The organism is Cohnella sp. AR92 (genome assembly GCF_003990975.1).
In the GTDB taxonomy this organism is placed as follows: domain Bacteria; phylum Bacillota; class Bacilli; order Paenibacillales; family Paenibacillaceae; genus Cohnella.
In genome coordinates this window covers 1-15,060 of record NZ_RZJR01000003.1, presented here as the reverse complement: position 1 = coordinate 15,060, position 15,060 = coordinate 1, and the positions used below count along the sequence as shown (strand labels likewise).

General features: G+C 50.8%; 4 protein-coding genes, 5 tRNA genes and 2 rRNA genes. All 11 read right to left on the bottom strand.

Annotated elements, in window-relative coordinates; genetic code table 11:
* Positions 1–18: 18 nt before the first annotated feature.
* Positions 19–3,789, bottom strand: a complete 3,771-nt coding sequence (locus ELR57_RS04880) for a S8 family serine peptidase (RefSeq protein WP_126957871.1) — start codon at positions 3,787–3,789, stop codon at positions 19–21.
* Positions 3,790–3,903: 114 nt separating this feature from the next.
* Positions 3,904–8,811: a S8 family serine peptidase gene (locus tag ELR57_RS04875; protein WP_126957869.1), complete on the bottom strand. Its 4,908-nt coding sequence runs from the start codon at positions 8,809–8,811 to the stop codon at positions 3,904–3,906.
* 3 nt (positions 8,812–8,814) lie between these two features.
* Complete coding sequence (locus ELR57_RS04870; protein WP_126957867.1) at positions 8,815–12,501, bottom strand: S8 family serine peptidase; 3,687 nt, start codon at positions 12,499–12,501, stop codon at positions 8,815–8,817.
* Positions 12,502–12,679: 178 nt separating this feature from the next.
* Positions 12,680–13,909, bottom strand: coding sequence for a response regulator (locus tag ELR57_RS04865; protein ID WP_126957865.1), 1,230 nt, complete (start codon positions 13,907–13,909; stop codon positions 12,680–12,682).
* 186 nt (positions 13,910–14,095) lie between these two features.
* Positions 14,096–14,170: transfer RNA gene (locus ELR57_RS04860), tRNA-Gly, on the bottom strand.
* A gap of 16 nt (positions 14,171–14,186) precedes the next feature.
* Positions 14,187–14,263, bottom strand: a tRNA-Asp gene (locus ELR57_RS04855).
* 85 nt (positions 14,264–14,348) lie between these two features.
* Positions 14,349–14,424, bottom strand: a tRNA-Val gene (locus tag ELR57_RS04850).
* A gap of 47 nt (positions 14,425–14,471) precedes the next feature.
* Positions 14,472–14,563, bottom strand: a tRNA-Ser gene (locus ELR57_RS04845).
* Between the two features lie 4 nt (positions 14,564–14,567).
* A tRNA-Asn gene (locus ELR57_RS04840) sits at positions 14,568–14,643 on the bottom strand.
* 20 nt (positions 14,644–14,663) lie between these two features.
* Positions 14,664–14,780: ribosomal RNA gene (gene rrf, locus ELR57_RS04835) — 5S ribosomal RNA — on the bottom strand.
* A 105-nt stretch (positions 14,781–14,885) separates the two neighbouring features.
* Positions 14,886–15,060, bottom strand: a 23S ribosomal RNA gene (locus ELR57_RS04830); the annotation flags it as partial.

The window sequence follows — 15,060 nt, the reverse complement described above, 5'->3', positions numbered from 1 at the left end:
GGAATTCCTACGACTTGATCAATCTTCCGGCGGTTGTTCCGTTCCGAATCCATCATCCGCAGCGCCTACTACAAGGAACGCATCGATTGAAACGTAGGTTCCGGAGGATTTCTCATTCTTCTCCCCTGCATTCACCACTTTGATCGTATGCTTGCCGAAGTCAAGGATATCCGATTCAAAAATGGCGGCTCTATATTGATATTTACTGCTGTAGAGATCGATTGGTGTCTTCGTGACGAGCTGTCCGTCGATATAAATATTGACTTTGCCTCGATTCGGTCCCGTTTCTCCCAGCACTTTGATCTTATTGCTCTCGAAAGTATATTCCGCATAGCTGCCTGATACGTTGCTATACTTGGCGCTTATGCCGGAATGTTTCCTGCTAAAGGAAGTATTCCATACTCCTTCATAAACGACTGACGGATAATACTCCTCAATAATGGTCACGGGCTCTGGCATCGTTTCTTCCCTTGTCGCCTTTGTAACAATCAAGGCATCGACAGAGATCGTACTATAACTAGGGTCAGGACTCGTATTGACGATTCGAAGCACATGCGGACCGTTCGACAGCTTGCCCGAATCATATACGGGAACTTGATATTGATCATTGTCTCCCTTAAAGCTGATTGTCTGGGCCGTTTCTGAGTGATGATCAATGGTAATCGAAGCTTCGCCGCCAATATAAGGGAACAAATTAGCCAGCAGCTTCACGCCGGTTCCTGTGAACGAGATGTCGACGTAATCCCCCTTATTGCCTGACGACGCCTGCAATCCGCCGGAGTAGGATGCAGAAGAATAGGTTCTCCAGTCTCCATAGTATATAGCCCCAAGATCGTCCTCTTGTAAGGTTACGGTGAACGTTTCCGGCGCATTGGAAACAAAGAAGGAATCCACATTAACGGCGGCAGCTGACGACTGCCAGTCCTTATTGCCTGTCCAATCGATTCGAATCGTATGGACGCCATACGGCATCGTTTGCTTGAAGACGGATTGCTTGGGCAAGAAGCTGCTGCTGAACAGAGAAGGCGAAGCTGCTTTCTTGCCGTCGATATACACGTCCGCAATTCCTTGATTGCTGTCTTTAAAGGCAATCCATTCAATCTGGTTGCCTGTAAACGAGAATTCGGCTTGCCCCGCCTCGTTCAGTTGTTTCGCCGTTCCGCCCGAATACTCCGGTTTGGATACCGTCAACCAAGTTCCGGTAAAGACGACCGCGGGATTCGTATCCTCATAGGTACCTGCGCTCTTGTCTCGATAATCTTGGGATTTGCGGAGCGAATAGTTGCCGGCGCCTGCAAAAGCATAGACATCTATATAGTAGTAACCTGCTTTGGCAGCCTTATAGGAGATCGTTTCCGATGAACTATTGCTTTTCTCGGATGAAGCAGCCATACCTGCGACGGCCGAAACCGAAGCTGCTGAGGGATTATAAAGGTAGAGATCGAAATCCGTTCCTGCCGTTCCCGTTAGCGAGACATTCAATGTTTCTCCCGCGCGCAGATATACATAGTACACATCGTCTCGTTTTTCTTTGGCGCCATCCAAAGTACCTTGAGCTCCTGACCCATGGATGGGTTTGCCCGGAATATCATGCGGATTCAATGCTTTATAAGCATCCACCATTTTACCGGAGACGGTTTTCCCTTCCAAGTCGCTAAACGGTTTGCCGCCGAGCATGATTCTTTCTTTCACGTCTTCAGCGCTTGCCAAGGGGTCCTGGCTGAAGAGCAAGGCAGCAGTCCCTGAAGCGAACGGAGCGGCAAAAGAGGTTCCTGAACCGCGCGCATAATCAGTCGTAGGAATCTCCAAGTTCATGACTGCGATCGAAGGGTCGTTCGATTCCATATCCGCAAACAAACCCGAATCCGTCAGATCGTACGCTTGCCCGTTATACAAGGAACCGGGAACGCCGCTAGCTGTACTCCAAGATTCATTGTCCGAATTCTCTTGTCTGACAAATTCCAAATGCAACATTTCATTCATGAACGAAGAGTCTGTGATTCCTCCCAACGCCACCGATCCGCTTAAGAGCAAATTGCCCCCGCCGTTTAAATAGCCCGTCAAATTTTGCTGGTCGGTCTCTGTCAAATTCGTAGATCGATAGGTCGACTTCCCATCATCGATAACAGCTCCCGTTGCGATGCCCGTAAACCATATCACAATATCGTAAGATTTCAACGTATCAAGGGAAGGTCCTGACGCGCCGGGGAGCAACGTCAACCTATCATACGTATAACCCGTCGAATCCAGCAATGTCCGATAAACCGGCAAGAAATCGATTCTGCTTGGTATTTCGCTCTCATCATCTTGTACAAGTAGAATCTTAGGGTTAGAGTTACCGGAAGGCTTCAGATATTGAAGGGCTTTCTTGAATGCTTCCAGCCTCTTCTGATCGTCTTTTATTAACTCGAATCCAATGGAATTCACAATAGCCTTATACTTGCCATTGCCGATCTGGGCTCCTAACCCGATATTTCGCGTAGGGACCGTACTTAGAATGCTCGTCCCAGGAGCGGCCACGTCCACCGTCTCTTTTCCGTAATTCGAATACCACATCAACTGTTTATAGAAACTCATGGCTCCGACGGAAAGAATATTATCGCTGTCATAAGCAGCCGGATATACCGGAATACGATCCAGGTCTCGCACTGCGTTTGATGTACCATTACCTAGATCGTTGCCGGCTGCCGCGACAAACAACAAGGGAGAGGCTTCAATGGCCTCTTTCAATGCCACGCTAGGCACACTGGTAACCCAGCTAAGATTGGCAACTTGAGCCCCCGCTTGTTCCGCGTATTGGATCGCCTGAATGATATCCGATACATACCCTGTTCCATCGGGCCCGATCACTTTCAACGGCAGAACTTTTACCTTCGGCGCCGTGCCGGCAATGCCGATTCCATTATTCGCGGATGCGGCAAGGATACCCGCGACTTGCGTGCCATGAATATCGCCGTCCCAAGCATCGAACAGAGAGTTATCCTTATTGTAGAAGTCCCAGCCATGCACGTCGTCAACGAACCCATTGCGGTCATCGTCCAGTCCGTTACCGGGGATCTCCCTTTTGTTCACCCATATATTGTTTGTCAAGTCGGGATGGGCAATATCAATCCCCGTGTCTAGGACGGCAACGACGACGCTGTCGCTGCCCTGGGAAATATCCCATGCCTCCGGCGCATTGATATCCGTATCAACGGTTCCATACAATTTAACCCCATCGACAAAAACATCGTCGACCATGTCTCCGTCAGCCGGTTGCCCTTCGTTATGCAATCCCCATTGCTCGCCGAATCTCGGATCGTTCGGTAGAGAAGCGATTCGAACCTTGGAATCCGGCTCTGCGTAAAGCACGTTGGGATCTTTCTTTAACGCGGCAATCGCTTTATCCATATCCGCTTTGGGAGAGAGCTTCATTACTCCCAAACCGGACTTGGCCAGCTCCCAAGACTGTGTTGCCGATTGAGTCGAAGCAAGCTTGGCCTGAATCTGCCCGAGACTGGCTCCGCTCTTATATTTGACGATAATCCGTTGTTCGCTGCTGGCATCCGATTCGGCATCCTTGTTGCGGAATGCCGTTTCCGAAGGTTGATCGTAAGGCTGCTGATCTTCCGTAAGCGGATGGCCAATATCCGGCGCGATTGGTTCCGATTGATCCTCTGCTTGTTGTTCTGCCGGCCATTGACTTTTTCTTGGCTCTGCGTGAGCCGTCAGTTGAGCGGCGAACAGACCGAGCAGCAAGGAAATAGAAAGAATCGCGGACAAAGACTTTTTTCCTCGTATTCTATTCAAGGTCTTCGCTCCTTCTGTAACCCAAATGGGAAGATGTGCAAGATGCGAAGGCCGGTACGGCTCGAGCTCTTGGTCTCCGCTCCATACCGGCCTTCGGCAACTCTCTCAAGCCTGTTACTTATTAATCAGATTGGCTGAAGCGAGCAATTCAAGCAGGACTTTGGCCGCTTCCGCCCGGGTCGTCGAATCGGTCGGATGGAAGTAGGACACTCCGTTCGCTTCGGAACCGTTCATCAATCCCGCCTTCGTTACGGCTTCGATGCTTGCTTTGGCGAATCCTCCGAACTCTTCGGCATCCCCATATGACTTGCCCGCCGTGTCGTCCGCTTCTCCTTGATTCTTAAGGAGCTCAAGCGCTCTAACGAGCATGACGGCCAGCTCTTGGCGGCTGATCTCGTCATTAGGCCTGAACTCGCCGTTCGAGCCTGCAATAAGTCCTGCCGCATAGGCCGTTGCGACGTCTTCCGCATACCAAGCGCTTGGGCTTACATCGCCGAACGGCGCGCCCGATGCTTGCTTGGACAAGCCCAATGCTTGGACCAGCATGGTTGCGAATTGCGCACGAGTCACGTTGCTCTTCGGCGAGAACGCGGACTCCGTCGTTCCATTCAGGATAAATTTGTTCGCGAGCAATTGGATCTGGGTCTTGGCCCAAGAAGTGCCGATATCGCTAAAGGCTATGTTTCGTTTCGCCGCAGCGTAGGTTCCGAATCCGAAGCGCGTAACGGTAACAACCGTTTTGCCGTCCTTGGTCGCCGTAAATTTCGCCGGAGCCGGATACGACTTGTCTCCCTCAGTGTACAGGACGCTTACCGAATTCGCATCCACTCCTTTATCCAGCAGGAATGCGAACTGCACAGCCTGACCGGACGATACCGTGAACGGCTTCGCCGCGCCGTTGGCTACGGTTTGCACGGTGACGGCATATGGAGTTCCCAGCAGCTCGGCATCCGAGCGCTGCTTCGCAAATAGCGGCTTGCTGTCCGCCGCTTCCTTGATCGTCATCACAAAATCGCTTCCGGCAGGCACTTGCTTCAAAGCCGATAATAGCAAGGACGCTGTTGCATTATTCCACGAGAAAATTAGGGAACTGTCATCCGCCATATTCTTCAGCTGCGCCAGCTGCTCTTTGGTAAGGATCAATTGGGCTTCCTTGGTATCGGAAGACGCACCGATGACGAGGGAACTCTTCGATTGCTTCGCCGCCTCCAGCGCTTTCTTCCACTCTTCGTCCGGTACCGACACCTTCGATTTATTTCCTTCTGTTGCAGCTACTCCTTTTACAGAGACCTTTATTTGTCCTTGCTTGATAACGGAAGCCAGCACTTCTTGATTGTTGGATGCTTCCGTTTCGGCTGCTTCTCCGCCAAGACCGCCGCCGCCTAAGCCGCCGCCTGGACCGCCTGGGCCGCTTGGACCGCCAGGATTGCCTGGATCAACCGGTTCTCCCGGGCCGCCGGAGTTCGATTTGTAGGAACGATCGACAACCAAGGTTTCGAAGGCAACCTGAGTATCCTTCTCTACTTCCTCTCCGTTCTCGTCCAGGTGCAAAGCGGCAATAAGAAGAGAATACTGCCCGTCTTGCAAGACCTCTGTATCCGGGTTCCCATCAAGGTCCGGTTCGTCGGAGAAAGTAAGATACGTTCCATCGAGCTGTTCGAATAACTTTTTCCCGGGAGAAATAAAACTTAAATCATCCGAATACATGTTGCCAATCGTTCCGAGAAGATATCCATTCGAGTCCGTTACATAAACGAGAATATAGTTAATATTATCCGCATTTAAGGTGAAGGATAGATCAACCGGATTGTACAGAGGAGAAAGCTTCATGTCCGACAGCTGAACATCCTTAATTGGAAAATCGTTATCATCCACGTCGTCGCCCACATGAATGACAAATGGGAGATGCAACGACGGATATCCCGGGTTCTCTAATATAACTTCTCCTTCATACACGCCATGAGTTGCATTCGCAAGAGCCTTTGCCGACAATGTAAAGTCGTACGCGCCATTGGCGGCTGCGGTAATTAGACCTGTCTCATCCACATTCCCCAGCGTGACTTCCACATTATTCGGATCAGGCGTATCGATCGGATCGTTCGGATCGGACGTTACTTTCGGATGCATCTCCACTTTAGCTATATAGGTAACAGCGCCGGACGATTTATTCTCCAGTCGCAACGGCTTGGATACCGCATCCGCCCCTGCCTCCAATGCCCCGAAGCTAAGGCTGACGGCCTGACTTGCCAATGTCTTTACGTTCATGTTCTCATCGTAGATCGTCGTGTCATCCATCGCCTTCAGCAACGCCGGCGTCTTGATGGCATTCGCCAAGTCCGCGCGTCCCGCTCCTTGCGAGTACACATCGTACAGAGTTCCTTCCTTATCGCTCAACAAATCGGACGTATTGGCCAAGGCGGCGCGAATATCGAAAGGCGTCCAATTCGGATGCTCTTGCTTCAAGAGAAGCGAAAGGCCGGCAATATGCGGAGTAGCCATGCTTGTTCCGCTGATTCGATTGTAGGCTTCCTTATAATTGGCATTCGGGTCGACATTCCCATAGGCAGGCCAAGTCGAATAGATATTGACCCCCGGTCCGCTGATATCCGGCTTGATGGAGTAGTTGTTATCCGATACCGGTCCTCGGGAACTAAAGCCGGCAATGTGATCCCCCGGGTCAAGCACTTCGTTGAAAGACTCGCCGAATGAGAAGTATAGCGGTTCCTCCGGCTGTTCCAGTAGTTGCCTTGCAAGGGCACGTCCTTCCCGACCCGCCATATCGAATGTCGGCAAGCCGTTAGGGGTTGCTCCTACCGCTAGCAAATCGCCAATCTGACCGTCTCTCCCGTTAATGGATTCGGATAAATCGGGGACAGGCACGCCGTCAACGACCTTATCGATCCCGTTAAACATGATGACAGCGATCGCGCCATGCTCTTTGGCATTATTAATTTTACCAACCAAATCAACATATCCGCGCGAAACAAAGGCGATCTTGCCGGCTACATCGACATGGGCATAATCGGACTTATCGCCCAGCCCCACATATACAGCCTCGATCGGCGCCGCGCCAAACATCGCGTCGAAATCGGTTTGCCCATTCTTCCAGGACACCAAGTCGATCGGTTGATAATCAAGCTCCTCTGTCGGCTCTGCCGTTGGCTCTGTCGTTGATTCTGCCGTTGGCTCTGTCGTTGATTCTGCCGTTGGTTCTGCCGTTGACTCTGTCGTTGGCTCGGCCATTGGTTCTGCCGTTGGTTCTGTCGTTGGTTCTGCCGTTGGTTCTGCCGTTGGTTCGGCCGTTGGTTCGGCCGTTGGTTCGGCCGTTGGTTCTGCCTGATTAGTCTCGGAGGATTCCAACGCTTGGCCGCTTGCCGCCGCGATGGAAGGTACGAGGCTTGTCACTTGAATCTGATCGATGATTGCGTTAGCGCCGGATGCCTGGATACCAAGCTTGTGCGGACCATTCGGTAAATCGGTTACTTCCAATACCGTTACCTGATTCTCTTCGGAAGCACTATTTAAATTTATTGGATAAACACCATTATTGCCGTCATCCACGAACACCTGTATGGTCCCGCTGCTCGGCGTTTTGGAAGCTAGCAATTTCACGCCTGTTCCTTTAAACGGGAAGTTTACTGTCGGTCCCCCGCTGGTCAACGTTTTGGCATGACCGGCGGTGTATTGGTCGCCGTCTACTTGAGTCCAGTTGTTAGGAGTACCCCAATCTATCGACCGATCATCGTCTTCGATCGATGTAGTCACTGGGACCATCTCTGGATAGACTCTAGCGATGGAAGTCTCGTATTTGTTATTCTTGCTGTTTGCAGCAGCTACGGAAATGGCGAAAGAAGCACTGGCAGGCGAACCCATCGAATAGTAGTACGGACCGGAATCGCCCGCATTCCCGTTAGCCACAACGACAACGACTCCGGCAAGCGTAGCATTATTCACCGCAATCGCTTCTGCCGTATAAGGGCTTTTCTCCGAGTCCGATCCCAGCGACATGTTGATTACGTCCATTCCATCTTTAACGGCTCGTTCAATACCGGCAATGATTACCGCAGAGGTGCCGCTGTCCCCCCAAGAGCCGTCGCTTTGCAACGTCTTTCCCAGAACCTTATACGAATACAGCGCCGCATCGTATGCGATTCCTTTCTGGACAGGAAGATCGGTGTCATTCGCGGCTCTTCCGACAATCGTGCCCGATACGTGCGTTCCGTGGTGGGAACCTTCATAATGGTCATTCTCGTCGGGCAGATCTTCGTAAGGATCGTCATCATCATGGAAGACGTCATAGCTTTTATCCTTCACATAGGCATCCTTTAAATCCGGATGAAGATAATCCACCCCGGTATCGAGAACCCCGATTTTCATTCCCTTGCCGGTTAAGCCTTCCGCCCATGCCTCGGGGACGCCAAGCTGTTCAAGCGGGTTGATATCAAATTCTTTATCGCCGCCGGTCGTTGCTTCCGTCTCGTCGGCAACAGCGGTGTCCAGCGGATAATAGGTCCGGTTCTCATAGATCCCCTTCACTCCAGGCATCTTCGCCAGCTCCGAAATTTGATTGGCGGGAATCGTCACTTCCAAGCCATTCAAGACCGTGTTATATTGACGATTCACCTTCAGGCTAACGCCCTCGGAACGAGCCCCGCTTACAAAAGTGGATTGCTCCGCGTTAACGGTCTTTTCCAGCGCCTGGATGGTTTGGGTAGTGAGAGATCTCTTTTGCAGATGGAGATTGTACTTCCCTACCGATACGGGAGAGCCGCTCAACTGTACGATGACTTTTATCTTGTCAGACGAATCGGTGTCGATCTCGGGGGAAACGTATACGTCTGGCGTCCCTTCAGAGAATGCTTCTGGTTTCACTTGGGAGATCTTCTCCTGAATGGACCGGGCTAGTTTATCGGGTTGAATCGAACTAGCGGGAGCCGCAGCCATGCTATAAGCCGAGCCTTGGAACGCCAGGAGCAGGGCCGCCGCAAATGAGATTGTCTGTTTCGTAAATAATTTCTTCAAGGTTTATTCCCCTTTTCCCACAGAATAAGTGACAAGAAACGCATCGATAGAGACATAATTTCCAGTAGAAAGCCCATTCTTCTCGCCTGCGTTCACCACTTTGATCGTATGGCTTCCGCCAGGCAGCTCTGCGGATTCAAAGATAGGAACTTGGAAACGGTAGGTCTCGTTATAGAGATCAATAGGCTCGTCCGTTACTAGATTCCCATCCACGTAAACATAGACTTTCCCTCGATTAGGCCCGGTAGTCGCCAGTACGCTAACCTTCGAGCCGACGAAATAAAGCTCCGCATAGTTTCCTGCGAGATCGGTATAGGCGGCGCTCCTATCCGAATATTTGCCATTCATCGAGTACGTCCATGTGCCATGCAGGTTCACATAGGGATTGGACTCCTCGTACCATTTGGTGACTTCATTCGCGGAGGAAGGCTTCGTTACCACAATCGCATCCACATCGATCGTAAACCCGGCGGAGCTCGCATTATGCTCGCCAATGTTCATTACATGGAGCGTATGCCGGCCATACTCCAACTCTCCCGAATCGAACATAGCGACTTGGTATTTGGAAGCAGCGCTATAGAAATCTACTATTCGGGCTGTTTCCGGTCGATTATCGATCATGATTTTCGCCTTTCCGCCATTAGGTATGGCAGTAGCCAGCAGCACGACCTTTGTACCCGTGAAAGGAATAGTAACGTAGGCGCCTTTGGCGCTTGTCGATTTGGTCCGTCCTCCCGAATAGTTCTCGTTATTCAAGGCGGTCCATGTCCCGTAGAAAGCGAAGGACGAATCTTGCTCTTCGGTTCTCACCGTATACGATTTGGTTGCCGTCACAACGCGCAAGGCATCGATATTAATCGAATTCGCCGATTTCTTCGCTGCCGGGTCCGATTTCCCCGTCCACTTGATGGAGATCGCATGTCCGCCAAGAGGCAATGACTCGCTGAAGAGAACTTGCTGCGTTTGCGGAGATTCGCTGTATAGGGATACCGATTTGACTTTTACTCCATCGATAAAGACATCCGCTATTCCTTGCTCGTTATTTTTATAGCCGATCCATTCGATTTGGCCGCCCGTAAACGAGAATTCAACGCTGCCGGCTGCATCTAACTGCTTTGCCGTGCCTCCCGAATGTCCAGCATCCGTCTTGGTCGACCAAGATCCGGTAAAAGCAAGAGCCTCATCGGTGTCCTCGTAGGTTCCCGTCTGGTGAACGGGGGTCCTCTGTGCGCTGATGGTATATCCGCCCGCGCCGCTGTATGCAGCTACGTCAATAAAATAGGTTCCTGTTACAGTCGCTGCATAGGAGATCGATTCAGCGGAGCTTTCTCTTGTCTCCGAGCTTGCCGCCACTTTCTGGGTATCATATAAAGATTGAGCGGTGGGATCAAACAGATGCAAGTCGAAATCCGTTCCCGAATCGCCTGCCAGAGTAAGGTCCAATTGGTCGCCTTTATGCAAGTTGATATAGTACACATCATGGGCATCCGTCTCTGCATCAAGCGTATCGGAATAACTTTCCCCGATATAAGGTTGACCTGGGAGGTCGTTATCGGTCAGCGCTTTGTACGCGTCCACCATTTTATTGCTGGCCGTGACATCTTCATCCGGATAGAACGGCTTGCCGTTAAGGATCATTCTTTCCTTGACAACGGAAGCGTCCTCTGTCGGATATTGGCTGTAAATCAAAGCCGCAACCCCCGAGGCGTAAGCCGCGGGAAATTCAAAGCCACTGGTATAGGCATAATCCTCAAGCACCGCGTTCAAATTGACGGTCGTTATGGAAGGATCGTTTGATACCATGTCATCGTAAGTAAAACTCGAGAACATGTCGAACGAGAGCCCGTCATTCAACGTGCCAGGCGCTCCTTCTGCTTTGTCCCAGATTTCGCCTGACCTGGAATAATTATTTCTTACGGCATCCAAATGCAGAATGTCCTTCACAAAGGGGGAGAACTCGTTGCCTAGCAGCGTCGCTGAACCTGTCAGCAGTAAATTGCCTCCGCCGTTCAAATAGGCTGTCAAGCTCTCTTGGTCTGCTTCTTTCAGTGGGGTGGTGTAAGAACCAATCTGATAATTCTGATAGTCCAAACCTACTCCATCCCCTGTAAACCAAACGACGAGATCATACGATTTCAACTTGTCCAGCGATGGGCCGTCGTCGCCGTAGGCAACGGTCATCGTGTCATATTGAAAGCCTGAGGTACCCAGCAAAGATTGATAGAGCGGCAAATAATTGTTGTCGCTGCCGATCGCTTGCCATTCGTCATCCTGCACGAGAAGAATGGAAGGTTTGGCCTTGCCGAAGTATTGAATCGCCCGATCGAAAGCGGCAATTCGAGATTCATCGGATTGAATGCTCTCGAAGCCGATCCCGTTATAAACGACTTTATACTTGCCGTTATCGATTTGCGCGCCGATTCCGGGGTTTCTGGTTGGAATGGTTGTCCAAATATTTGTGTTTGGCGCGGATAGATCTACGTTCTTCCCCCGAACAGAATAAGCATTGATGGGGTTGCCATGGGGATCTATTCCCGTTACGGAGAGAACATTGTCGCTGTCATAGGCTGCCGGATATTCGGGAGCCTCGTCTTTTGTGTTCAAATAATCCACGCCGGCAATGGCAACGAACAGCATGGAAGAATTGTCGATGGCATCCTTTAACGCTTGGCTGTATTCCGTTAGAGACCAACTAATGTTGACGACTTTCGCTCCCATTCGTTCAGCGTATTCGATGGCCCATATGACATCGGACACATATCCCGCCCCATTCGCCCCGATCACCTTGAGCGGCATGATCTTCGCATGAGGCGCGACGCCGGCAATACCGATTTCGTTATTCGCGGCAGCCGCAATCACTCCGGCCATTTGCGTACCTTGAAGGTCATCATCGAAAATGTTATAGAGCGAATTATTCCCGCCGTAGAAGTTCCAGCCGTGCACGTCATCGACAAAGCCGTTGCCATCATCGTCCTTGCCGTTGCCCGCTATTTCTCCTTTGTTTGTCCAGATGCTGTCTTGCAGATCGGGGTGATCGATCTCAACGCCCGTATCAATAATGGCAACGATCGCATCGTCGGAGCCCTGCGTGATTTGCCAAGCTTCCGGCACATCCATATCGATATCCCATGTCGCCATGGACGGTGTCTGATTAGGCAAATTTTGACCGATATTTTGGAGGCCCCATTGTTCGGGGAAATGCGGATCGTTAGGCTGAGAAGGGGAGGAGAAAAGACTCAAGGCCTCCATTGAGCTAGCTGGTGCGATCGACGCGGTTCCCGCAGGTACCGAGGTTGACGAAGCTTCGTTTGCTGGATTCGAACCGGCCGGAAATTGACCGCTCGGGCTTGAACTTCGGATTTGGATATCCGGCTCCGCATAGAGCACGTTCGGATCCTGTTCCAACGAATCGATCACGCTCGACACATTCGCCCTAGGCGAAACTTCCAATACGTCCAGGCTGGTATTGGGCAGTTTCAGCTGCTCCATCGCCTTTAACGCATATTTCGCATACAATTTTTGTCGATCCGCGCCGTCTTTATATTTCACAATAATGCGGTCCGATGTCTGCGAAGGTTCTGCAGACAGCGAACCGCTTGCGGGCCCGTTAGACTCGGCATGGGCTGCCGGATTCATCATCGAGCCGAATAACATTCCGACTGATAAGATGACCGATAAAGATTGTTTCATCCTTTTACTCTCCAAGTGTTCCTCTCCTCCTGCTATGTGAGTATAACTTACATTCTAGCGGTATCCAGATAGGGTTGAGGTAGGCGATTGTGCGATGAAGGTGTCTATTCTTCTGATTTTTGCCGCTTGGCGGCCGATAAAATAGAAAAGCACCGCCTGTGGCGGTGCTTCCGATCTATTAAGCCTTCTTATAATCCGATGGATTCGTTCCCGTATGTTTCTTGAACAGCTTGCTGAAATATTTGGGGTCGGTATATCCGACCTCCAGACAAACTTCGGGCAGTTTCTTCGTTCCCTGCATCAACAGCTTCTTTGCTTCTTCAATCCGGATTCGGGTTAAATAGCCATTGATCGTTTCTCCGGTTATTTTCTTAAACAACAAGCACATATGATGAGGCGATATGAACACTTCATTCGCCAAGAGGCCGATAGACAAATTCTCGGCAAATCTTTCTTTCATAATGGTTTTCAGGCGCTCAATCATTTTGTAAGAGTTCGAATCCGGCTGTGCGACGTACAAAGAGCCATGTAACGCCGTAGAGTAGGAGTCCTTCAGCTTTTCCAGATTATCAACCCAATGGCCGATTCCGATCGTCGCGTTCTGCCCGACGGTTTCATTGAGCACCCTGTTAATATCCTTCGTCAGAGCCTTTACTTGCTCCGCTGCAAGCCCTTCCCTATTCGCGGTCGATCCGGCCGCATGCAACAACGCGACATATTCGGCTTCCCTCAGTTCGAATACGAAGCCTGATTCATCATACGCGGCCTTTATCTCTCGGAGTAGCCGCTTGGACAGCCGCCCGATATCGCGGGCAGAGAATTGTCTCTTAAGCGCCGCATAATCATCCAATTGAATCGATAACGCCAAGTAGCTTCCGGTCGTGGGGATTCCCAGTTCGAGAGATTCCAGACGTTCGATGATGTCCTCTTGGGCTTCCATCTCGCCAAATACCAAGCTTTCGAGAAATTCTCTTTGCAGAAGCGGCAAGCTCTCGCGAAGCATGGATTCCAGCTCCGCCAACCGCTGCTCTTCCATTTTCTCTTGCCGGCATATGTCTGCCGTTTTCCGGATCGTCTGTTCGAGTTCTTTAATATTGACTGGCTTTAATAAGTAATCGACAATCCCTTCTTTAAAAGCCGATTTCATATAGTCGGGATCCATATGAGCGGTGAGAAAAATAACCTTCGTCCGCGGGACGCTCTTTTTTAACATTCTGGAGAGATCGATGCCGTTAATGACCGGCATGCGGATATCGGTGAGTACAATATCCGGATTCAACTGGTCGGCCAGTTGGATCGCATCCCTGCCGTTGCTAGCTTGTCCAACGATGCGTATATTTAAATCGCTCCATTGCAGACATCTTTGGAGTCCAGCCAGCGTCCTGGATTCATCGTCGACAATCATCATACGAAGCACTCGACTCACCTCTGGAATGGTATAACTGTATGGTTATTCCCATATTACCAGAATCAACGTAGCTTTTGCGGTAGATTTCCTCACATATATTGTTGTCTTTATATGCTATTTTGCTACTCATAGAAGCTAAGGAAAACAAAAAAGAAACCCGGTAAAGGGTTTCTTTGAATTTGATGATGGAGCGGAAAACGGGATTCGAACCCGCGACCTTCTCGTTGGCAACGAGATGCTCTACCACTGAGCTATTTCCGCATATGAAGTTGGTTGGTGGCGGAGCCGACGGGATTCGAACCCGCGGTCTCCTGCGTGACAGGCAGGCATGTTAGGCCTCTACACCACGGCTCCGCGCAAGGTGTTTCGTGTTGTTACGGGGTCCCCGAAAAGTAATCGGAATACTCTTCGAAGTCCATCTTCACTTTTTGGGGTGAAGTGGTGGAGGCTGAGGGGATCGAACCCCCGACCCTCTGCTTGTAAGGCAGATGCTCTCCCAGCTGAGCTAAGCCTCCATGTTGTTATCCATTTGATTCGCCGCAGGCCTGCCTGAATGGCCTCGTGGCGGAGAGAGAGGGATTCGAACCCTCGCACCGCTTACGCAGTCTACTCCCTTAGCAGAGGAGCCCCTTATAACCACTTGGGTATCTCTCCATGTTGGCTCCCCGAACAGGACTCGAACCTGTGACAACTCGATTAACAGTCGAGTGCTCTACCAACTGAGCTATCAGGGAATATGTATTAAGCGGAACCGGCTTGGCAACTTCCTACTCTCCCAGGACCCTGCGGTCCAAGTACCATCGGCGTTAGAGGGCTTAACGGTCGTGTTCGAGATGGGTACGCGTGGAACCCCTCTGCCATCATCACCAAACCATGTTTAGGTGTCCAAGGCTTGCGCCTTGATAACCGGATACGAAACGAATTAGCGTTCACGATTTAACGTAAAATTAGAATCTTCTTGCCTGTGTTGGCTTATTAGGATAAGCCCTCGACCGATTAGTACTCGTCAGCTACACACATTGCTGTGCTTACACCCCGAGCCTATCAACCTCGTGTTCTCCAAGGGGTCTTACTGATTGGGAAATCTCATCTTGAGGCGGGCTTCGCGCTTAGATGCTTTCAGCGCTTATCCCTCCCGCACTTGGCTACCC

Coding starts and splice junctions, on each gene's coding strand:
- ELR57_RS04870 (WP_126957867.1), bottom strand. CDS start 12,501: ATGAAACAATCTTTATCGGTCATCTTATCAGTCGGAATGTTATTCGGC.
- ELR57_RS04865 (WP_126957865.1), bottom strand. CDS start 13,909: ATGATGATTGTCGACGATGAATCCAGGACGCTGGCTGGACTCCAAAGA.